The 21,324-nt window shown below is 71.6% G+C and carries 20 protein-coding genes and 1 pseudogene; 9 read left to right on the forward strand and 12 right to left on the reverse strand.

All coding sequences use genetic code 11. From position 1 onward, the window contains the following. Positions 1-21 precede the first annotated feature (21 nt). A complete protein-coding gene (locus tag AB0J02_RS31030; RefSeq protein WP_363197133.1) occupies positions 22-642 on the forward strand; it encodes a peptidase in 621 nt (206 codons plus the stop codon). Positions 643-992: 350 nt separating this feature from the next. Here the strand turns inward: AB0J02_RS31030 and AB0J02_RS31035 are convergent, their stop codons facing one another. Further along, positions 993-1,727, reverse strand: a complete 735-nt coding sequence (locus tag AB0J02_RS31035; protein WP_363197134.1) for a hypothetical protein — start codon at positions 1,725-1,727, stop codon at positions 993-995. Between the two features lie 104 nt (positions 1,728-1,831). On the opposite strand from AB0J02_RS31035, the gene AB0J02_RS31040 reads away from it, so the two are divergent. Continuing rightward, positions 1,832-2,290: a hypothetical protein gene (locus AB0J02_RS31040; protein ID WP_363197135.1), complete on the forward strand. Its 459-nt coding sequence runs from the start codon at positions 1,832-1,834 to the stop codon at positions 2,288-2,290. Positions 2,291-2,314: 24 nt separating this feature from the next. Beyond that, positions 2,315-2,635 (forward strand): annotated as a pseudogene (locus tag AB0J02_RS31045) (LuxR C-terminal-related transcriptional regulator); the annotation flags it as partial. A 61-nt stretch (positions 2,636-2,696) separates the two neighbouring features. On the opposite strand, the gene AB0J02_RS31050 reads toward AB0J02_RS31045, so the two are convergent. Together AB0J02_RS31050 and AB0J02_RS31055 are read right to left on the reverse strand one after the other, a co-directional pair. Beyond that, complete coding sequence (locus tag AB0J02_RS31050; RefSeq protein WP_363197136.1) at positions 2,697-4,007, reverse strand: SWIM zinc finger family protein; 1,311 nt, start codon at positions 4,005-4,007, stop codon at positions 2,697-2,699. Then, a complete protein-coding gene (locus AB0J02_RS31055; protein WP_363197137.1) occupies positions 4,004-6,859 on the reverse strand; it encodes a DEAD/DEAH box helicase in 2,856 nt (951 codons plus the stop codon). The genes AB0J02_RS31050 and AB0J02_RS31055 overlap by 4 nt, the downstream gene beginning before the upstream one ends. A 208-nt stretch (positions 6,860-7,067) precedes the next feature. On the opposite strand from AB0J02_RS31055, the gene AB0J02_RS31060 reads away from it, so the two are divergent. The 5 genes from AB0J02_RS31060 to AB0J02_RS31080 all read left to right on the forward strand — a co-directional run bounded on the left by AB0J02_RS31060 (position 7,068) and on the right by AB0J02_RS31080 (position 12,220). Next, positions 7,068-7,670, forward strand: a complete 603-nt coding sequence (locus tag AB0J02_RS31060) for a histidine phosphatase family protein (RefSeq protein ID WP_363197138.1) — start codon at positions 7,068-7,070, stop codon at positions 7,668-7,670. 69 nt (positions 7,671-7,739) lie between these two features. Then, positions 7,740-8,366, forward strand: coding sequence for a hypothetical protein (locus AB0J02_RS31065; RefSeq protein ID WP_363197139.1), 627 nt, complete (start codon positions 7,740-7,742; stop codon positions 8,364-8,366). A 60-nt stretch (positions 8,367-8,426) separates the two neighbouring features. Then, on the forward strand, positions 8,427-8,849 hold the full coding sequence (locus AB0J02_RS31070) for a thioesterase family protein (protein ID WP_363197140.1): 423 nt from the start codon (positions 8,427-8,429) through the stop codon (positions 8,847-8,849). A gap of 177 nt (positions 8,850-9,026) precedes the next feature. After that, entirely contained in the window at positions 9,027-11,261 is a 2,235-nt protein-coding gene (locus AB0J02_RS31075) for an alpha-N-acetylglucosaminidase (RefSeq protein ID WP_363197141.1), read from the forward strand. 128 nt (positions 11,262-11,389) lie between these two features. Further along, a complete protein-coding gene (locus AB0J02_RS31080; protein ID WP_363197142.1) occupies positions 11,390-12,220 on the forward strand; it encodes a chitosanase in 831 nt (276 codons plus the stop codon). 34 nt (positions 12,221-12,254) lie between these two features. Here the strand turns inward: AB0J02_RS31080 and AB0J02_RS31085 are convergent, their stop codons facing one another. The 9 genes from AB0J02_RS31085 to AB0J02_RS31125 all read right to left on the reverse strand — a co-directional run bounded on the left by AB0J02_RS31085 (position 12,255) and on the right by AB0J02_RS31125 (position 20,279). Beyond that, entirely contained in the window at positions 12,255-12,896 is a 642-nt protein-coding gene (locus tag AB0J02_RS31085) for a CatB-related O-acetyltransferase (RefSeq protein ID WP_363197143.1), read from the reverse strand. Between the two features lie 54 nt (positions 12,897-12,950). Then, the gene (locus AB0J02_RS31090; RefSeq protein WP_363197240.1) at positions 12,951-14,318 is read right to left on the reverse strand and encodes a nucleobase:cation symporter-2 family protein; all 1,368 of its coding nucleotides are present in this window, start codon (positions 14,316-14,318) and stop codon (positions 12,951-12,953) included. Between the two features lie 335 nt (positions 14,319-14,653). Further along, positions 14,654-16,054, reverse strand: a complete 1,401-nt coding sequence (locus AB0J02_RS31095) for an 8-oxoguanine deaminase (RefSeq protein WP_363197144.1) — start codon at positions 16,052-16,054, stop codon at positions 14,654-14,656. Positions 16,055-16,099: 45 nt separating this feature from the next. Further along, positions 16,100-17,512, reverse strand: a complete 1,413-nt coding sequence (locus AB0J02_RS31100) for a nucleobase:cation symporter-2 family protein (RefSeq protein ID WP_363197145.1) — start codon at positions 17,510-17,512, stop codon at positions 16,100-16,102. An 83-nt stretch (positions 17,513-17,595) separates the two neighbouring features. Next, positions 17,596-18,528: a factor-independent urate hydroxylase gene (gene pucL / locus AB0J02_RS31105; RefSeq protein ID WP_363197146.1), complete on the reverse strand. Its 933-nt coding sequence runs from the start codon at positions 18,526-18,528 to the stop codon at positions 17,596-17,598. A 5-nt stretch (positions 18,529-18,533) separates the two neighbouring features. Continuing rightward, positions 18,534-18,932: a hydroxyisourate hydrolase gene (gene uraH, locus AB0J02_RS31110; protein ID WP_363197147.1), complete on the reverse strand. Its 399-nt coding sequence runs from the start codon at positions 18,930-18,932 to the stop codon at positions 18,534-18,536. After that, positions 18,932-19,471 (reverse strand): 2-oxo-4-hydroxy-4-carboxy-5-ureidoimidazoline decarboxylase, encoded by a 540-nt coding sequence (gene uraD / locus AB0J02_RS31115; protein ID WP_363197148.1) that lies wholly within the window; start codon positions 19,469-19,471, stop codon positions 18,932-18,934. Before uraD ends, uraH begins: the two co-directional genes overlap by 1 nt. Positions 19,472-19,638: 167 nt before the next feature. Continuing rightward, the gene (locus AB0J02_RS31120) at positions 19,639-20,007 is read right to left on the reverse strand and encodes a helix-turn-helix domain-containing protein (protein WP_363197149.1); all 369 of its coding nucleotides are present in this window, start codon (positions 20,005-20,007) and stop codon (positions 19,639-19,641) included. Then, entirely contained in the window at positions 20,004-20,279 is a 276-nt protein-coding gene (locus AB0J02_RS31125; RefSeq protein ID WP_363197150.1) for a hypothetical protein, read from the reverse strand. Before AB0J02_RS31125 ends, AB0J02_RS31120 begins: the two co-directional genes overlap by 4 nt. 153 nt (positions 20,280-20,432) lie before the next feature. On the opposite strand from AB0J02_RS31125, the gene AB0J02_RS31130 reads away from it, so the two are divergent. After that, the gene (locus AB0J02_RS31130; RefSeq protein ID WP_363197151.1) at positions 20,433-21,275 is read left to right on the forward strand and encodes a TIM barrel protein; all 843 of its coding nucleotides are present in this window, start codon (positions 20,433-20,435) and stop codon (positions 21,273-21,275) included. Positions 21,276-21,324: the final 49 nt, after the last annotated feature.

The following is a 21,324-nucleotide window of genomic DNA, read 5'->3' on the forward strand; positions in this document are numbered from 1 at the left end:
GCCGGACCGACGGGAGAGTCAGTGACGCCCTGCACCACCTGCGCGTACCCCAGCCAGACCCAGTTCGCCTCACCCGAGCTGGTCGGCCCGATCGTCTCGGGCGGGTTCGACCGGGCGCTGGACCCCGCGTGGCGGGAGTCGGGGGCGGCGACGGTGGAGGACTACGCGCGCTGGTGCGGGCATCTGTGCGGGGTGACGTGCCTGCGCATGGCGCTCGGCGCCGGGGCGCCCTCGCTGTTCGAACTGCGCGACGGAGCCCTGAAGTTCGGCGCGTACACGGTGGACGCCGACGGCGAGATCCATGGGATGGTCTACGCGCCCGCCGTCGAGTACGTACGGGAGGTGCACGGCGTCGAGGCGCGGGTGCACCGCGAACTGACGACGGACGGGATCGGCGAGCTGCTCGACGCGGGGCGGCTCGTCATCGCCTCCGTGCACTACGCGATCCGCCGCCCCCACGAGCCCTCCCCCGGCCGCGGCGGCCACCTGGTCCTCGTCACGGCCCGCACGCCGGACGGCACGGGCTTCCACTTCCACAATCCGTCGGGCACGGATCCGGCGACGCGCATGGCGGAGCTGCCGGTGGAACGGTTCGGGGAGTACTTCGCGGGGCGGGGCATGTCGGTGGGCCCGAGGGCGTAGCCGGCCCCCGGGCCCGTTGAATGCCACTCGTGTCGCACACCGGCCCACTTGAGGACCTCGGTCAGTTTCACGATCCCGTGTCCTGCCGTTGGACCACCGCCCATCGAGCTGGGCGGGCCGGATTCGAACCGGCAATTCGGGATCCTGGGCCGGGCCCGGTCGATCCGGTGCTGAGCGGCGAATGCTGAGTCTGGAGCGAGAGTCTGAGATTGACGGCGGTACGCGTCACGGGTCGTACCCGGCACGCACCACTTCCTTCACGACAAGCTTCAGTTTCAGCTTTGCGCTCCTCGCGCACCCCGGCCGCGGTTCACGACGCACGGCCGGGGAGTCTTCATGGTGACAGCGGTTCAGCCGAAGAGGTAGCCGAAGACCGGGTCGCCGACGCGGCGGTCGGTGACCTCCGCCGCGTTCGCCTCCTCCCGCGCGAACTTCACCGCCTGCTGCAACTTCTCGACCCGGTCGAGCAGTTGGCTGATCCGGCGGGCGGGCAGCGCGCCCGAGAACTTCACCGTCGTCCAGTAGCCGACCGGCACGTCCTCGTAGTACACCTCGACCTGCGCCGGGTGCTTCTCCGTGGCCTCCGCCTTCACGTGGTTGCGCGGCACCTTCTTCGTCCGCACGGTGCGCACCGGCTCGGTGCGCCAGTCGTCGGTCGAGGGGTCCTGCGTCCACGACTCGGCGGCGTCGAGCACGGGCAGCCTGCGCACGAAGGTGTTCAGGTCGGTCAACTGCTTCTCCAGGAAGAGGAGATAGGAGACCGGCACCTGGCTGATCAGCACCTGCCCGTCGACACTCACGTCCGCGCGGGCCTCGCGGTTCGCCCAGTCCTTCGTGGCGGTCACGTCGAAGAGCCGGGTGAGCGACTCGGCCGTCCTGCGCAGCACTTCCTCGGCGCGCACCTGCACCCGCGTGGACTCCGGGGGCAGCTGCTCGCCCTCCTCGTCCTTGGGCTGGTACGTGCGCGCGATGCCGGTCAGCAGCGCGGGCTTCTGCAATCCGTGGTGAGCTGCCGTCAGGTCCTGGTGGGCCTTGGCCTTCACGCCCTTCTCGACAGCGATGATCTGATTGAGTTTCGTGGACACGCCCCTGACGGTAGTCAACGGGGGCGCTTGAAATCGACCTGTTTTATCGCCCGTTGACATCGATCGGCACTGACCGGCCGATCGGCATTGAGGAGTACGGAACGTTGGACGCGGCACTGATAGCGGTGTTCGGCACCCTGCTCGGCTCGGTGGTCACCCACTACTTCCAGGGCCGCGCGACAGTGCGCGGCGCGGAACTCGCGCGCGCCGAGCAGCTGCGCCAGGAACGCATCGCGAGCTACAGCGGGTTCGCCGGCGCCCTCTTCGACTACCGGCGCGGCCAGAACGACCGCTGGTTCCGCGCCCATGAGAACCCCGGCGCGCCCGAGGCGGAGGCGGCACGCTTCGCCTCGTACGAGGCCCGCATCGCGGCCCGCCAGGCGCTGGCCCGGGTCCAACTGGTCTGCGATGTACCGCGAGTGCGGCAACTCGCCGAGATCGCCTTCGAGTTGGTGAACTGCCTGCACGAGGCCGCGGACGAACAGGACCGCGACCGCCGCTCGCAGCGCTGCAAGGACGCGTTGTCCGCGTTCGTGGAGGCGGCGGCGCCGAGCGTGCAGTAGGCGCGCCGGGGCCGCGCCGGAGGGGTGGAAGGGTTCACGGGTGCCGCGGAAGGCGAGCGAGGCGGCGGCCACCGCGCCGGGGCGCAGCTCCTCGATCCGGCCCGCGTCCGCCAGGGCCGGGCCCAGAACCTGCTGCACTGCGGGCAGGCCGCGGGCGACCGGAGCGGAGGCGCGGAGGCCGCGGAGCCGGCCGCCTCCCTGGGTGCGGCGCCCCTGACCCGCCGCATCACCCTGGCCGCCCGTCCTCCCACGACCGACAGCGGCCTCACCGCCCGCGAACACGACGTACTCGCGCTCATGGCGCAGGGTTTGAGCAACCGTCAGATCGCCGCACGCCTGCACATCTCACCCAGCACGAGGGGCCGCGGGCATCGCCCACCGGCGCGGGCTGACGGGCGAGCCCGGGTCAGACCCCGCCGAGCAGTGAGTCCAGGGCCGACACCGGGTCGGGGGCGGGCTCGCCCCTGGGCCACCAGTCCTCGCGGCCCGCGTCGGACTCGTAGCCGTACCACAACCCGTCGCGGCCTAGCCGGAGTTGGAGGGACTGCGTCGACAGGTGGTTGCGGCGGGGGCGGAACTCCGGGTGGCCGGTGGCGAGGAGCGCGGGGCGGGCTCGGTCGAACGGGCCGGCCGGCGGGTCCCACTCCTCCTCCAGGACGGAGAGTCCCGCGAGGCCGCCCTGGCGCCAGGCGGCGACCGCGCGGGCGAGGTCGGCGGGGGTGCGTCCGGTGCCGCGGGCGAGCGAGGCGTACAGCGCGCGGGTGGTCGCGGTGAGGCCCGAGCCGGGGTGGGCGGCGGCCAGGCGGACGGCGTCCTGCCAGGGCGTGAGGCTCGCGAGCGGATCCGCTCCCGTGGTCAGCAGGGTGTGCGCGCGGGTGGCGGCCTCCGTGGCCAGCAGGTCGAGGGCGAGCGGGTCGGGGGCGCCGGGCGCCTGAGGGTAGGACGGCGGCCGCCCGGGGTGCGCGGGTGCGGCGAACTCCGGGGGCAGCGGCGGCAGTTGAGCGGAGCGGGCGAGCACTTCCCGGGCGGGCACCGAGTCGAGGGACGGCGTCTCGGCGGGGCGCTGCTCCTGCGCGGTGTGCGCCGCGTTGCGCCGCGTGAGGTCACCGAGCAGCTCCTGCTCGCCGCGGCCGCGCAGCAGGAACAGGACGAACGGGTCCTCGTCGACGAGCCGCGCCGTCTGGTAGCACAGCGCCGCCGCGTGCTTGCAGGGGTGGACGCGGTCCGGGCAGCTGCACTCGGGGATCAGGTCGTCGACCGCGGGCAGCAGGTCGACGGCGGCGGCGAGCGCGTGCGGCACGTCCTTGTCGAGCAGGGACGCCATGTGGTCGGGACGGGCCGCGGCCGTCTCCACGAAACGGGCCCACTCGTCGTCCGACAAGGTGCGCAGGCGCAGTTCGGCCCGGTAGGGGCGGGGACGCGAGCCGTGGACGTAGGCGACGACGCGGCCCGGGGTGACCGTGATCGCGTCGACGTGGCCGCGGTCGGCGTAGGTGCGGCCGCGCGCGAGGCGGGCCGGGTCGAGGGCGGTGTCCTCCAGGGCGTCCACCCACGCGTTCCCCCACCAGGTCAGGGCGGATCCGTCGCCCTGCTGGGCGCGCGGCGGCAGCGGCGGGAAGGTGCGGCGGGTGTCCGTGTGCCGGGCCTGCGCCTGTTCCCCGGCGCCGGCCCGCCCCGGGATGTGCGCGCTGTGCCGTCCCGTACGAGAAGGACTCATGCCGGCTCCCTCCGCAGCGAGACCAGATCGGTCAGCTCCCGGTCGGACAGCTCGGTGAGCGCCGCCTCGCCGGAACCGAGCACCGCGTCGGCCAGCGCCCGCTTGGCCGCGAGCAGTTCGGCGATCCTGTCCTCGACGGTCCCCTCGGTGATGAGGCGGTGCACCTGGACGGGCTGGGTCTGCCCGATGCGGTACGCGCGGTCCGTGGCCTGCTCCTCGACCGCCGGGTTCCACCAGCGGTCGAAGTGGACGACGTGGCCCGCGCGCGTGAGGTTGAGCCCGGTGCCCGCGGCCTTCAGCGACAGCAGGAACACGGGGACCTCGCCGGACTGGAAGCGGTCCACCATGCGCTCGCGCTCGGCGACCGGGGTGCCGCCGTGCAGCAGCATGCTGGGGATGGCGCGGGTGTCCAGGTGCGTGGCGAGGAGCCTGGCCATCGACACGTACTGGGTGAAGACGAGGACGGAGCCGCCGGAGCCGTCCTCGGCGACGATCGTGTCCAACAGCTCGTCCAGCAGGTCGAGTTTGCCCGACCGGCCCGCGAGGCGGGGACGCCCGCCCTCGCTCTCGCCCTCCTTCAGGTACTGCGCGGGGTGATTGCAGACCTGCTTGAGAGAGGTGAGCAGCTTCATGATGAGGCCGCGGCGGCCGATGCCCTCGGCGGCCTCGATGTTCGCCATCGACTCGCGCACCACGGCCTCGTACAGCGACGCCTGCTCCCTGGTGAGCGGCGCCGGATGGTCGGACTCGGTCTTGGGCGGCAGCTCGGGCACGATGCCCGGGTCGGACTTCTTGCGGCGCAGGATGAAGGGGCGTACGAGGCGGGACAGGCGCTCGATCGCCTCGGGGTTCTCCAGCGGACCCTCGCCCTCCACCGCGCGCGCGTGCCGGGCGCGGAACGCCTTCAGCGGGCCGAGCAGGCCGGGGGTCGTCCAGTCGAGCAGGGCCCACAGCTCGGACAGGTTGTTCTCCACGGGGGTGCCGGTGAGCGCGACGCGCGCGGGGGTGTCGATCTGGCGCAGCGCCTTCGCCGTCGCCGAGTTCGGGTTCTTGACGTGCTGCGCCTCGTCGGCGACGACCATGCCCCAGGTGTGGCCCGCGAGTTCGGTGGCGCGGGTGCGCAGGGTGCCGTACGTGGTGAGGACGAAGCCGCCGTCGAGCCCGTGCAGGGTGCGGTCGGCGCCGTGGAAGCGGCGCACGGGGACACCGGGGGCGAACCGGTTGATCTCCCGCTGCCAGTTGCCGAGCAGGGAGGCGGGGCAGACGACCAGGGTGGGCGCCGTGCGATTCCTGCGCAGGTGCAGGGCGATGAGCGTGACCGTCTTGCCGAGGCCCATGTCGTCGGCGAGGCAGCCGCCGAGTCCGAGCGAGGTCATGAGGTCCAGCCAGGCCAGGCCGCGCAGTTGGTAGTCGCGCAGTGTCGCGTGGAGGGCTTCGGGCTGCTCGACGGTGTCGATGCCGCGGGTGAGGCGGTCGCGCAGCTCGGCGAGGCGGCCGGTGGGCACGGCCGCGACCCGCTCCCCGTCGACGTCGGCCTCCCCGGTGAGCGCGACGGCGAGTGCGTCGACGGGCTGCAGGAGGCCCAGCTCCCGCTTGCGGGCCTTGCGGACCAGGTCGGGGTCGACGACGACCCACTGGTCGCGCAGCCGGACCACGGCGCGGTGCGACTCGGCGAGCAGGTCCATCTCGGACTCGGTGAGCGGGTCCCCGTCGAGCGCCAACTGCCAGTTGAACGCGAGGAGTTCGTCGCTGTCGAAGAAGGTCGTGCCGTCGGTGGCCGAGCCGGGCGCGGCCTGCGCCCGCACCACGGCTGTGGCGGCGAGCGAGCGGGCCAGCTCGCGCGGCCAGTGCACCGTGACCCCTGCCGCGGCGAGCCGGGCCGCACCGGGCCCGAGCAGATCGATCAGCTCGCTCTCGGCGAGGGCGAGCACGTCCGGCACGTCCTGCTCCAGGAGCCGGCCGAGCGGCGGCCAGGCGGCGACGGCGCGGCGCACGGCGAGGACGGCGTCGATCCGGGCGCGCGGCCCGAAGTGGTCGTCGGCGACGCCCTCCCACAGGTGCGCGGCGTCCACCACGCGCGTGGGGTCGGCGAGGCTGTGCACCTGGACGACGGCGGCCCCGGCGCGCCGCTCCCCCGGGTCGTCCGGCGTCTCGCTCTCCTCGGCGGCGTCGAACAGCAGGTGCTGGGAGAGGTCGAGCCGCAGGGACACCCGCACCCCCGCGTCGAGCCCGGCCGCGGCCTCGACGGCCCAGGGCCGCGCGTGCGGGATGTGCTGGGGTGCGGCGGCGGCGAACGGGGCGCCCGCCGCGTGCGCCGCGGCCGGGGTGCGCGGCAGCGCGTCGGCGACCGCGTCGAGGAAGGCGCGGACCAGCGCCTCGGGATCGGGCAGCCGGACCGGTCTGCTGCCGGGGACCGGTGTCGCGTACCCCTCCGGGGGCAGGGCGGCGGCGATGCCCTGGAGCTGCGCGACGTCGTCGGCGTCCAGCGGACCCGCGCGCCACGCGTCGTGGTCGGACGCGGTGAGCCCGGGCAGCAGCCGGCCGCGGGCCACGAGATGCAGGGCGTGCGCGGCGGCGGCGCCCCAGGCGGCCGCGGCGGGATGGGCGTTCCGGGTGCGGCGGGCCCGTACGAGCAGCGGCAGCGCGTCGACGACCGGCAGGACGAGCGCGGGCACCTTGCGGCCGCGCACCCCCGGCCCGTGCGGCCGCACGACCGTGATCTCGGCGTCGGTGGCGGGGAGGCCCGCGCCGTCCGGCGACCAGAACGCGACCTTCCCCTCGCGCGGCAGCGCTGCGGGCAGGAAGACGGCGGCGGCGCCGAGGGCGACGCCGGGCAGCTCCGGCACGGCCATGCCACCTCCCCTCTCCGCTCATCCGGCTCACACGATGTTGGACCTCTAGACCTTACGGGCCGGGTCCGACAATCCCTGATCCGTGGGGTGCCGCGCGAGGTCCGCGCCCGCTGCGGCGCGGGGTGCGCAGGCCCGGGCCCCGGGGCCCCGTGTACGGTTCGTTCAACAATGTCCCCGTCCCGAACCGACCCCAGAACAGGCGTGCACCGTGGGTGATCTGCTCCTCGTCCGGCACGGTGAGACCGAGTGGGCGCTGACCGGTCAGCACACCGGCCTCACCGACATCCCTCTCACCGAGAACGGCCGCGAAGAAGCGCGCAGGGTCGCGCCCCTCGTCGGCAGTTACCACATCGGGGCCGTCTTCGTGAGCCCCCTGGAGCGGGCCCGCGAGACCGCCGAGCTGGCCGGCCTGCACCGCTTCACCATCGACCCGGACCTGCGGGAATGGGACTACGGCGGCTACGAAGGCGTGACCACGCGGGAGATCCAGCGCACCCGCCCCGACTGGTACCTGTTCGACGACGGGGTGCCGCCGGGACCGCCCGAGCACCCGGGCGAGACCCCGGAACAGGTCGGCGCGCGCGCCGACCGGATGCTCTCCAAGGTGGACGCGGCGCTCTCCAACAACGAGGGCAGTGTCGTCCTGGTCTCGCACGGTCACTTCCTGCGGGTCCTGACCGCACGGCGCCTGGGCCTGCCCCCGTCGGGCGGCGCGCACTTCCTGCTGGCGACCGGCACGGTCAGCCGGCTGAGCACGGAACACGGCAGGCCCGTGGTCTCGGGCTGGAACCTGCGGCCGCCGACCAGCTGACCCCGCCCGGCCACTGGTCCCAGCGCGTTGTCAGTGCCGTCGTGCACCATCGTCGGCAGGAGGTGCGCCATGACCAGACCGCCGACCGCCGCGCAGCGGCGCATCATCGACGCCGCCGATCCGCGGACGGGCCGGATCAGCGGCAGCGCGGCCCAGCTCACGCGGCTCGTCGTGCTGAAGCTGGCGTTCCGGCATCCGCGGCCGCCGCACGACCACTTCCTCACCCCGGCCGGGCACCTGCTCCGCGAGGCCGGCCCGGAATCCGCCCCGCCCGAGCCCCCGCCGGCCGCGTCCGACGGCGTGTTCACGGCACGCCTCGGCGGCGAGCCGGACACCGTGGCCTCGCCGGTCCGGGCGCGTGAGGTGCGCACGGCCTGGCAGGGGCTCATGGAAATACGCCGTATGACCCATCCGGACGGCGCCACCGACCGGCCCTGCGCCTGGGAGCGGGGCCGTCTGCCGCACGCGGCGGCGCTCGCCCTGGAGGCGGCGGGGTGCCCGCCGGCGAGCGGCACGGCGCCCGGCTACCGCGTCACCGCCACCCCGCAGCCCGAGGCCGTCGCCGTGCGCCATCCGGAACCGGCCGGCCTCGCGGAGTGCGCGGCGGCGCTCCAGCGGGCCGGGTGGCAGGTGAGCGAGCACGCGGCGGCGCGCGGCGGCGGCCGGTATCTGCTGGCCTCGCCCAGACGGGCGTAGCGGCGTCGCGGAATGACCCGTGTACCGTCCCAGCACCGTCAGATCGTCGAGAGGAACGCCGTGTCAGAGCCGTTTTCCGTCCGGGTCGAGGTCCGTGGATACGAGACCGACTCGCAGGGGCACCTCAACCAGGCGGTGTATCTGCAGTACGCCGAGCACGCGCGCTGGTCGATCCTGCGGCACGGCGGCATCGAGCAGAGCAAGCTCCTCGGCCACGGGGTGGGCCCGGTCGCCCTGGAGACGAACATCCGCTATCTGCGGGAGCTGCGCGCCGGCGACCTTGTGGACGTGGACTGCGTTTTCGAGTGGGGCGAGGGCAAGACGTTCCGTATCCGGCAGACGGTGAAGAAGAGCGACGGCACCGTGTCGGCCGAAGTGGCCTCGGTGGGCGGCCTGTTGGACCTCACCGAGCGCAAGCTGGTCAAGGACCCGAGGGAGGTCTTCAAGGAGCTGGCGACGGACCCGGGCGTCTTCGGTCTGTGACCGGACACCCTGGATCCACGGCTGTCGCCCCGGGGGCCGGGCGGTGAGCCCTGAGCGCCCGGTGGCCCACCGCGCCGTCCCACCACGGGCCCCGCCGAACCCCCCGTTCATGTGCGCCACGCCTGCCCGCCCGCGCGGCGTCACGCACCACGCGGCGCGGCCGGGTATGTACTCACCATGCCCCTGGCCCGCCGTACGTTCCTGACCGCGCTCGCCGGATCGGCCGCGGTGTCGTGCACCGGCTCCTGTGCCGGCCGCGCGGACTCCGCCGATCCGAAGAACCCCGCCGACCGGGAAGACGGCGCGTCCCCCTCGTCGTCGTCCCCGCATGCCGCGGCGGCCGCCGCGCGCCGCCTGCTCGGCCACCACGCGGACCAGCTGTCCTTCCGTCCGCTGCCGGGCGCGCGCGACAGCTTCCGTGTCGACGGGCGGCCCGGCCGCATCCGGATCGCCGGCACCTCGCCCGCGGTGCAGCTCGCGGGAGTGCGGCAGTATCTGAAACAGGTGGCGCACGCCAACATCTCCTGGGCGGGCGAGCAGCTGAACCTGCCCGGCCTGCTGCCCGCGCCGCCGCAGCCGCTCACCGGCCGCGCGAACGTCCCGCACCGCTTCGTCCTCAACGACACCAACGACGGGTACACGGGGGCGTACCACGACTGGGCGTACTGGGAGCGGGAGCTGGACGTGCTCGCCCTGCACGGCTTCAACGAGGTCCTCGTGTACGCCGGGGCGGACGCGCTCTACCACCGGGTGATGACCCGCTTCGGCTACAGCGACCAGGAGACGCGGGAGTGGATCCCCTCCCCCGCCCACCAGCCGTGGTGGCTGCTGCAGAACATGGCGGGTCCGGCGGGCGGCCCCGTGTCGGCAGGGCTGCTCGCCGCGCGCGCCCGACTCGGTCGCCGGATCACCGACCGGTTACGGGAGTTGGGGATGGAGCCGGTGCTCCCCGGCTACTTCGGGACGGTGCCGCCGGGGTTCGCGGCGCGCAATCCGGGTGCGCACGTGGTGGAGCAGGGCGACTGGTACGGGTACCGGCGGCCCGACTGGCTGGATCCGCGCGGCCCGCACTTCGGGCGGGTGGCGGCCGCGTTCTACCGTACGCAGGAGGAGATGTTCGGCCCGGCGAAGCTCTTCAAGATGGATCTGCTGCACGAGGGGGGCAAGGCCGGTGACGTGCCGGTCTCCGACGCGGCGCGCGGTGTCGAGAAGGCCCTGCGCACGGCCCACCCGGAGGCGCTCTGGGTGATCCTCGGCTGGCGCCGCAACCCGCCGAAGGAGATCGTGAACGCCGTCGACAAGCGCCGCATGCTCGTCGTCGACGGCATCTCCGACCGCCTCCCTGCGGCGCCCGACCGCTCCGCGGACTGGGACGGGACCCCCTACGCGTTCGGCTCCATCTGGAACTTCGGCGGGCACACCACGCTGGGCGCCAACACCCCGGAGTGGGCGGAGTTCCACAACAGCTGGCGCACCCGGCCGGGCGGCGCCCTGCGCGGTACGGCCCTGATGCCCGAGGCCGCGGACAACAACCCGGCGGCGTTCGAGCTGTTCTCCGAACTCGCTTGGCGCGAGGGCGCTTTGGAGCTGCGCGACTGGTTCGAGGAGTGGTCCGTGGCGCGGTACGGCGGGCGCGACGCCGAGGCCGTCGCCGCCTGGGACGTGCTGCGGCGCACCGCGTACGGCACGACGCGCGCCGACGGCTGGGCCGAGGGCGCGGACGGCCTGTTCGGGGCGCGGCCCTCCCTCGCGGTCCGCACCGCCGCGACCTGGTCACCGAAGCAACTGCGCTACGACGCCACCGAGTTCGAGCGGGCGCTCGACCACTTGCTGGCCGTGCGGCCGGGGCTGCGGCGCTCATCGGCGTACCGCGGGGACCTGCTCGACGTGAGCCGCCAGGCCCTCTCGAACCGCAGCCGGACGCTGCTGCCCCGGATCACGGATGTGTACGAGGCCGGGGACGCGGCGGGCCTCGACCGGCTGGCCCGCGACTGGCTCGGCCTGATGGACCTCCTGGAGCGGTTGCTCGCGACCGACTCCCAACAGCTGCTGGGCCGCTGGGTGGAAGAGGCGCGCGCCTGGGGTTCCGACGACGCCGAGCGCGCCCGTCTCGCGTACGACCAGCTGTCCCTGGTCACGGTCTGGGGGACGCGTTCGGGGGCCGAGGCCGGGCTGCACGACTACGCCAACCGGGAGTGGGCCGGCCTCGTCGGCGGCCTCTACCGCGAGCGCTGGAAGACGTACTTCGGCGCGCTGCGCACCGCGCTCGACGAGCGGCGCCCGCCGCGTCCGATCGACTGGTTCGCACTGGAGGAGGCCTGGGTCCGCGCCCCGGGCAGGCTTCTCACCCGCCCCACCGGAGACACGTACAAAGTCGCTGTTCAGGTGCGCGAACGCCTGCGCAGAGCCTGAACTTCCCGCCCGCCCCGGTCTCAACTCACGTCACACAAAGCCGTCTTGACGGTATACGCCACTCGAATTCTCTGGTAGGAAACCTTCCTAACAGTCGACGGAACGACGAACTCCCCCCAGGAGGCCCCGTGTCCACCCCCCACATACGCACCTCCCGTCGCACGCTTCTCACCTTCCTCGGCGCCGCCGTCGTGACGGCGCCACTGCTCACCACGCAGCTCGCCGGCGCCGCCCCCGGCGCGGCGGCCGCGAGCGGGCTCGACGACCCGGCGAAGAAGGAAATCGCCATGAAGCTGGTGTCGAGCGCGGAGAACTCCTCGCTCGACTGGAAGGCCCAGTACGGGTACATCGAGGACATCGGCGACGGCCGCGGCTACACCGCCGGCATCATCGGCTTCTGCTCCGGCACCGGCGACATGCTCGACCTCGTGGAGCTGTACACCGACCGCGAGCCCGGCAACGTCCTCGCGACGTACCTGCCCGCTCTGCGGGAGGCCGACGGCAGCGACTCGCACGACGGCCTCGACCCGGGCTTCGAGGGCGACTGGGCGGAGGCGGCCGAGGACGCCGCCTTCCAGCAGGCCCAGAACGACGAGCGCGACCGGGTCTACTTCGACCCGGCGGTCCGGCAGGGCAAGGACGACGGGGTCGGCACGCTCGGCCAGTTCACGTACTACGACGCCATCGTGATGCACGGCAACGGCTCCGACGGCACCGGCTTCGGCGGCATCCGCAAGCGCGCCCTGGGCCAGGCGAAGCCACCGGCACAGGGCGGTGACGAGGTGACGTGGCTGAACGCCTTCCTCGACGCGCGGGTCTGGGCCATGAAGCAGGAGGAGGCGCACAGTGACACCAGCCGCGTCGACACGGCACAGCGCGTCTTCCTCGACCAGGGCAATCTGAACCTGGACCCGCCGCTGGACTGGAAGGTGTACGGGGACAGCTACCACATCGGGTGACAGTCCGGCGGGCGGCGCCCCGCGCACCCGGGCCCTAGCGGGGCGCCACCCCCTCAAGCTCCTCCACCGAACCCGACATGATCAGCCGGACATGCTCGGTGATGTGCTCCAACGGCCAGTCCCACCAAGCCAGTTCGAGCAAGCGGGCGACCGTGCCAGCGTCGTGCCGGGTGCGGATCACCCGCGTCGGGTTGCCGCCCACGATCGCGTACGGCGGGATGTCCTCGGTGACCACCGAACCGGTCGCCACGATCGCGCCGTGCCCGATCGTGACGCCCGGCATCACGGTGACCCCGTTGCCGAACCAGACGTCGTGGCCGACGGTCGTGTCGCCCCGGGTCGGCAGGCCGGTGATCAGGTCGAAGTGGTCCGCCCAGCTGCCGCCCATGATCGGGAAGGGGAACGTGGACGCGCCGTCCATACGGTGGTTGGCGCCGTTCATGATGAAGCGGACGCCGGTGCCGAAGGCGCAGAAACGGCCGATGCGGAGCTTCTCGGGGCCGTAGTGGTAGAGGACGTTGCGGGTCTCGAACTCGGTGGGCGCGTCCGGGTCGTCGTAGTACGTGAACTCGCCCACCTCGATCAACTCCGAGGTGATCAGCGGTTTCAGGAGCACCACGCGCTCCTGGCCGGGCATCGGGTGCAGCGCCGTCGGGTCGGGAAGTGTCGGTGACATACAGACGATCATCACCCGCGCCCCACGCCCGCCGCACCCGATATCGCCGGACCGTCAGTGCACCGTGGCCGTGGACGTGCCCGTCCGCTGTTCGGCGATGGCCCCGCCCGACTCCATCGGCGCGGTGACCTCGTCCGCGTCGCCGCGCCGCCCCAGGTGGTTGAAGACGAAGTTGAGGAGCACGGCCGCGACACAGCCCGTCGAGATGCCCGAGTCCAGGATGATCTTCGCGGTCTCCGGGAACGCGTGGTAGAACTCCGGCGCCGCGATGGGGATCAGGCCCACGGCGAGCGAGACCGCGACGATCAGGACGTTGTTGTCCTTCTCCAGGTTCGCCTTGACCAGGGTCTGGATGCCGCTGGCCGCGACCGACCCGAACAGGACGACACCCGCGCCGCCGAGCACCGGTCGCGGCACGACCGCGATCAGCGAGGCCGCCACCGGGCACAGCCCCATCAGGACGAGGAAGGCGCCGCCGGTCGCCACGACGTACCGGCTGCGGATCTTCGTCATCGCCACCAGGCCGATGTTCTGCGCGAACGCGCTGCACATGAAGCCGTTGAAGAGCGGGCTGACCGCCGTGCCGAGGGTGTCGGCGCGCAGGCCCGCCGCGATCGTCTTCTCGTCGGCCGGGCGGTCGACGATCTCCCCGAGCGCGAGCATGTCGGCGGTCGACTCCGTCATCGACACCACCATCACCACGCACAGCGACACGATGGCCGCTCCCGCGAACTGCGGTGCGCCGAAGTGGAACGGCGTCGGGAAGCCGATGATGTCCGCGTCGCCGACCGGCGAGAAGTCCGTGACGCCGAACGGGATCGCGACGACAGTGCCGATGACCAGGCCGAGGAGGACCGCGATCTGCTTGACGAACCCGGTCGTGAAGCGGCGCAGCAGCAGCACGATCACCAGCGTGATGCCGGCCAGGGCCAGGTTCTTCATCGAGCCGTAGTCCGACGCCTTGGTGTCGGGGCCCTGCGCCCAGCCGAACGCGACCGGCATCAGGGAGATGCCGATGAGGGTGATGACCGTGCCGGTGACGACCGGCGGGAAGAAGCGGATCGCCTTGGAGAAGAAGGGCGCCGCGATGAACCCGAGGACACCCGCGACGATCACCGCTCCGAAGATGATCGGCAGCGCGTCGTCCTTGTCCTTCGTGGAGTCGACGACGGCGAGCATCGGGGCCACGCCCGCGAACGTCACGCCGTTCACGAAGGGCAGCCGGGCGCCGATCTTCCAGATGCCGAGCGTCTGGAGGAAGGTGGCGAGGCCTGCTGTGAACAGACAGGCGCCGGTGAGGAAGGTGAGTTCCTTCGCCGAGAGGCCTATGTACGCGCCGACTATCAGCGGGGGCGCGACCACGCCCGCGTACATCGCCGCCACGTGCTGCAGCCCCGTCGTCGCCATCTTCAGCGCGGGCAGCTTCTCGTCGACCGGATGTTTGGTATGCCCCGCTGTCTCTTCCGCGGGGGTGGTGCCTTGCTTGGTGAACCTGGGCTTCGTAGCCACTTCGGCTCCTCCGGTTGTTTTCCAGCCCCGGCGGGCCGCCGGCACTTTTCGCTTCTGGGAGGTGGTGCAAGGTCGTGCTGTCGAGCTCTGTTATGGAGTTGTGGTGGTGCGCCCAGGTGGTTCAGGTAGTACTGACCGCCCCGGGAACGTGAAGCTTTGGGCCACGTGCCGGGGCGGCACCCGAGCAGCCCGCTCGGCTGCTCGGGTCCGGCCGGGGACCGTCCTCCCCGGCCGGAGTTCCAGGCGTGTCAGGCCTGCGCGGCGATCCGCGCGAGCCGCTGTGCCTCGTCCCGCGTGGAGCGGGCGATGGCGTCCTCGTCGACATGCAGGAGGCGGCTGTCCGCCACGACCGGCTTGCCGTTGACGAGGGAGAGGGTGACCGGCGCTGCCGCGCCGAAGACGAGCGCGGTGACCGGGTCGGCAATGGAGGAGTGGGCCAGGGTGTCCAGCTTCCACAGGACGAGGTCGGCGAGCTTCCCGGCTTCGAGCGAGCCGATCTGGGTCGCGCGGCCGAGGACCTGGGCACCTCCGTACGTCCCCAGGCGCAGCGCCTGACGGGCGTTCAGGGCGGCCTCGCGGTGGGCGCCGAGCCGGTTGATGAGCAGCGCGTTGCGGAGTTCGGTGTGCAGTTCGCCGGACTCGTTGGAGGCGGTGCCGTCGACGCCGAGGCCGACCGGTACACCGGCGGCGAGCATGTCGGGGACGCGGGCGATACCCGCTGCCAGCCGGGCATTTGACGACGGGCAGTGCGCCACGCCCGTCTTCGTACGGCCGAAGGCGGCGATGTCGGAGTCGTTCATGTGGACGCTGTGCGCCATCCACACGTCCTCGCCGAGCCAGCCCGTCGACTCGAAGTAGTCGGTCGGGCCCATGCCGAACAGCTCGTGGCAGAACTTCTCCTCCTCGACCGTCTCACTGCCGTGGGTGTGCAGGCGTACACCGAGGCGGCGCGCCAACTCGGCGCCCTGCTTGAGGAGTTCGGTGGAGACGGAGAACGGCGAACAGGGCGCCACCGCGACCTGCGTCATCGCGTCGAAGGACGCGTCGTGGTGCTTCTTGACCGTCTCCTCGGTCGCGGCGAGCGCGCCGTCGAGGGTCTCGACGGCGAAGTCCGGCGGCAGGCCGCCGTCCTTCTCGCTGCGGTCCATGGAGCCGCGGGCCAGGGTGAAGCGCACGCCCATCTCGGAGGCGGCGCGGATGATCGACCCGGAGAGGTCGCCCGAGCCCTGCGGGAACACGTAGTGGTGGTCCATGGCCGTGGTGACACCGCCCCGGACCATCATCGCGAGGGAGCCCTGCGCCGCCGCGTACGTCATCCGCTCGTCGATGCGCGCCCACGTCGGGTACAGCGTCTTCAGCCAGTTGAACAGGTTGTGGTCCGTGGCGAGGCCCCGGGTGATCCACTGGTAGAAGTGGTGGTGGGTGTTGACCAGGCCGGGCGTGGCGAGGTGGCCGGTGCCGTCGATGCGACGGACCACGTTCTCCAGGCCCTCCGGTGCCCGGCCGGCCCCGATGGACTCGATCCTGTTCCCGGCCACGACGATGTGACCCGACGCGTACTCGGTGTCGTGGGCGTCGACGGTCGCGATGGCGACGTTCTCGATGACGATGCGGTCGGTGACGGTGCGGTCTGCCGTGGAAGGTGCCATGGTGCGTCCTTCATTTCGGTGGTGGCGATGGGGCACGGCAGGACCCTAGGTTGATTTGAGTGCCGCGGCGGCGTTGGCGCTGCCGCGGGTGCCGAGATGGTGGAAGAACAGGTTCAGCGATACGGCGACGAGCGCGCCGGCGCTGATGCCGGAGCCGAGCACGGTCTGTGCCCAGGCGGGGAAGTCGGCGTAGAAGGTGGGGGCGGCCAGCGGGATGATGCCGGCACCGAGCGAGACGGCCACCAGGATGATGTTGGAGCTGTCGTCGAGGCCCGCCTCGGAGAGCGTACGGATGCCGCTGACGGCGATGGAGCCGAAGAGGACGATGCCCGCGCCGCCCAGGACCGGCATGGGGACCAGCGAGACGACCGCGCCGAGCATCGGGAACGCGCCCAGGATCAGGAGCGCGCCGCCCGCCACCGCGACGACGTACCGGCTGCGCACCTTGGTCAGCGAGACGACGCCGACGTTCTGGGCGAAAGCGGAGGTCGGGAAACCGCCGAAGACCGGGCCTGCCAAGGTGGCGATGCCGTCGGTGCGCAGGCCGCGCGTGATGGTGCGGCCCGAGGTCTCGCGCTCGCAGATCTCACCGATGGCGAGCATGCCGGCCGACGACTCGGTCATCAGGACGAGCATCACCAGGCAGAGCGAGACGATCGCGGCGGGCTGGAACTGCGGGGCCCCGAAGGCGAACGGCGTCGGGAGGGCGGCGACCGGCGCGGACCCCAGTGCGCTGAAGTCCGCCATGCCGAACGGGATCGCGGCGAGCGTACCGATCAACAGGCCGAAGAGCAGGGCGACTTGCTTGACGAAACCCTTGCCGAAGCGCTGGATCAGCAGGATCACGACGAGCGTGAAGCCGGCGAGGGCGAGGAAGCGCATGTCGCCGTAGTCGGCGGCGGTCGCGTCGCCGCCCTGGGCCCAGCCGACGGGCACGGGCATCAGCGTCACCCCGATGAGGGTGATGACGACGCCGGTGACGAGCGGCGGGAAGAAGCGCAGGAGGCGTCCGAAGAACGGGCCGATGGCGAGACAGAAGACGCCCGCGACCATCACCGCCCCGTAAATGGCGGGGAGTTGGTCGCCCTTGGCGTTGGTCTCGGCGATCGCGAGCATCGGTGCGATGCCGGCCGAGGAGGCGGCGTTGACGAAGGGCAGCCGGTTGCCGACGAAGCCCTTGACGCCGAGGGTCTGGAGCAGGGTGGCCACACCCGCGATGAGCAGGGACGCGGCGATCAGCCGGGTCCGGCCCGCGGCGTCCAGGTGGACGGCCTGCCCGATGATGAGCGGAGGGGTGACGACGCCCGCGTACATGGCGGCGATGTGCTGGAGAGCGGCGGGGACGAGCCGCGAGGGGTGGAGCTTCTCATCCACCGGGTGCACCTGTGTCGAGGCACTCAACGGTGGGGTGGAACACGGGCCTTCGGCTTCAGCCGACCCCTTTGCTGGCACTGCCATTGCGATGTTCCCTCCGGTGCGGCGCACCCCCGCCGACCGTGGTGGACGGGGGCGCGCTGTCGCGTCCGACTACGCCTGGGGCGTCAGAGGTTGGTCATGTCGACCGGGATGCGCTGCTCGGCGCCGTCCCGCAGGATGGTGGCCTCGATCAGGCCGTAGGGGCGGTCGGCGGCGTAGTACACGGCGCCGTCCTTCGCCTCGTTCTCCAGGCCGAAGGGCGACAGGTCCTGGCGGAAGTGGTGCTTGTTCGGCGCGGAGAAGCGGATCTCGTCGATCTCGCTGCGGTTGTTGATGACGCGCGAACCCATTTGGTACAGGGTCTGCTGCAGCGAGAGCGAGTACGTCTCGACGAAGGCCTGGAGTATGTGCTTCTTGGACTGCTCGTAGGACTTCTCCCACTGCGGCATGCGCTGCTCGTCGCTGGTCCAGTTGTGCCGCCACCAGGTGGACAGCGACGTCGCGAGGATGCGGTCGTAGTCCTCCTTGAGCGTCGTGTACTTGTCCTTGATGTAGCCCCAGAACTCGGAGTTCGTGGAGTTCATCACGGTCAAGTCCTTGAGCCCGGACAGGACTTCGAAGCTCGTGCCGTCGTACGTGATCTGCGCGAGGCGCGTCTCCTGGCCCTTGCGGACGAAGGAGTGCCTGACCTCGTCGGCGCCGATGAACTTGGCGTTCGCGTCGGAGCCGGCGATGCGCTCCCAGGAGTACTCCTCGATGCGGATGCGCGCCCGGTGGATGGACGGCTGGCTGTCGACGAAGTGCCGGGCGAGGTGGATGCCGTACTGCTCCGCCGAGTCGATGCCGTATTCCTTGGCGAAGGCGAAGCAGGTGTTCTTCGTGGTGTCGGTCGGCAGGCAGTTGGCGTTGGACCCGTTGTAGTGGACGTCGTCGAGGTCGCCGCTGAGCGCGACCGAGACGTTCAGGTCCTTTATGTGGTGGGTGTCGCCGTCCCGCGTGATCTTGACGACGCGGTTCTCTGCTTTGCCGTACTGGTTCTGGCCGAGAATCGTGGGCATGTCTGCTAGCTCCCTCGGTAAACGGAGTAGCCGAACGGGTTGAGCAGCAACGGCACGTGGTAGTGCTCGCCCGGTGTGACGGCGAACGTGATCGCCACCTCCGGGAAGAACGCTCCGGTCGCGCCGCTGTCCCGATTCGCGGGGGCGTCCTGCTGCGCATCGGCTTGCTGTTTGTCGAAATACGCTTCCGTCTCGAAGTCGAGACGGACGTGGGTGGTTCCTTCCGGCAGCGCCGGCAGGTCCTTGCAGCGCCCGTCCGCATCGGTGGCCGAGCCGCCGAGTGCCACCCAGGCGGCGCCCGAACCGGCGCGCGCCGCAAGGGAGATGGCGACACCCCCGGCGGGGCGTCCGATGCTGGTGTCCAGGATGTGCGTGGACACCGAAGCGGTGCTCTCGGTGCTCATCAGGCGTTGTCCCCTTGTTCTTCGAGACGTTGATCCACGAGACGGGTCAGGCGGATACGGTTGATCTTGCCCAGTTCGGTGCGGACGATCTCCCGCTCCTGCTCGGGCGTGTTGCCGATCCGCGTCGTGAGCGCTTCGAGCATCTGCTCGGCGCTCGCCCCGGTGGCGCAGATGAGGAAGACATGTCCGAACCGGTCCTGGTAGGCAAGGTTCCGGCTCAGCATCTCCGCCTTGAGTTCCTCGGAGGCCCCCGCCATGCCGCGCTGCTCGCGCGACGACGTCGGGTCGCCGGGCTTCGGGCGGCCGATCGGCGGGTGCCCCGCCATCGCCTCGGCGAGATCCTCCGCGGTCAGTTCGGCCATCGCGGCGTCACTGGCCTCGAAGAGGGACTCGGTGGTGGCGAAGGGGCGCTGGGCGATGATCCTGTTCCCCCACGCCGATGAAGCACACACCTCGTGGAGTTCGGCCTGGGCCGCGCTCTCGTCCGAGGTGTTGAACCGGGCGAGCCCCCGATGAGTAGGTGTCGTTCCTGAAGTCACGGGAAGCCTCCGTGGCCTGGTGCTGGACGGGCTGCGGATAGCTAACGCCCTCGGAAACACCGCGTCAACACTTTGTTGAAAACTTGGAGTTACAAAAACCGCCGTCCGGTATCCGGACGGCGGTTCGGTGATCGCGCGATCACCGCAGGTCAGGGGCGGGCGACAGCTCAGGTGGCCTTCTCGCGATTGAGATAGTTGTACACAGTGAACCGGGAAACCCCGAGCGCGCCGGCCACCGTCTCCACCCCATGCCGCACGGAGAACGCGCCGCGCGCCTCCAGGAGGCGGACGGCCTCCTGCTTCTCCTTGCGGTCGAGCTCGGCGAGCGGTTTGCCCTCCTTGCGCTCCATGGCGGCCAGAATGTGATCGAGGGAGTCGGCCAGCTGGGGCAACCGCACGGCGATCACCTCCGCGCCCTCCCAGCTCAGCACGATGTCGTCCTTGCCCGCCTCGCCCGGCGGCAGCATCTCGGCCCCCATGGCGTCGACGAGCGGCTTGACCGCCCGGACGAAGGGCTCGTCCCCGAGACCGGTCACTTATCACCCTCCCCGGACACGGCCGCGGCCTCGTCGGCGAGCACATTGACCTGGAGCGAGACCCGGGTGGCTCCCGCTTCGAGGGCCTGGCGCAGCAGCGCGTCGACCGCGGTGAGCACGCGGCCCGCCTCCCCCTCCGCCGTGTTGCCGAACGGCCCGACATCGACCGCGTCCAGGTCGGCCCGCTGCACGACGTCCCGGGCGACGACCGCGTGGGGCGGCGCCTCGTCGAGGTCGAAGGGCTCGGTCGTGAACTCCACTCTCAATCGCACGCGCTCAACCTAATGCCGATCGGCGCTTTTCTGGCAGCCCCTCTTGACAGCCCCCCCGCATCACAGGCAACCTTCCGACAAGCAGAAACGAACTTCCGCAATACGGAACTGAACGTCACGCGGAACACGAACCAGAAGGGAGCGCCGACCCCGATGGGATTCGCCGACCAGCGCTTCAACGTCAACCTGTCGATCCTCTTCACGGAACTCCCGCTTCTGGAGCGTCCCGCGGCCGCCGCCGCGGCCGGCTTCACCGCGGTCGAGCTGTGGTGGCCCTGGGTCGACGCCCCCACTCCCGAGCAGTCCGAGCTCGACGCCCTGCGCGACGCGATCAAGGACGCGGGCGTCCAGCTCACCGGCCTCAACTTCTACGCGGGGCAGCTGCCGGGCCCCGACCGCGGCGCCCTGTCGATCCCCGGCGAGGAGAGCGCGAAGTTCCGCGCGAACGTCGACGTCGCCGCCGACTTCGCCGCCTCGCTCGGCTGCAAGGCTCTCAACGCGCTGTACGGCAACCGCGTCGAGGGCGTGGACCCGGCCGTCCAGGACGAACTCGCCCTGGAGAACCTGGTCCTGGCGGCCCGCGCCGCCGACCGGGTGGGCGCCGTGCTGCTGATCGAGGCGCTGAACAAGCCGGAGTCGCCCGCCTGCCCGATCGTGAGCGCCCCCAAGGCGATCGAGATCGTGGACAAGGTGAACGCGGCGACCGGCCTCGGCAACGCCACGTTCCTCATGGACCTGTACCACCTGTCCATGAACGGCGAGGACCTGCCGGCCGTCATCGACGCCTACGCCGACAAGACGGCCCACGTGCAGATCGCCGACAACCCGGGCCGTGGCGCGCCGGGCACCGGCTCGCTGCCGCTGGAGGAGCTGCTCGGCCGGCTCACCAAGGCCGGTTACCAGGGCTATGTGGGCCTGGAGTACAAGCCGGGCGACGCTCCCAGCGCCGAGTCCTTCGGCTGGCTGCCGCACGAGGCCCGCGCCGCGCGGAACTGAAGCGCGCGCCAACTCATCGACGCATCACGACTTTCCTGAGCTTTTTGGA

It is taken from the genome of Streptomyces sp. NPDC050264, assembly GCF_040655895.1.
GTDB lineage: Bacteria > Actinomycetota > Actinomycetes > Streptomycetales > Streptomycetaceae > Streptomyces.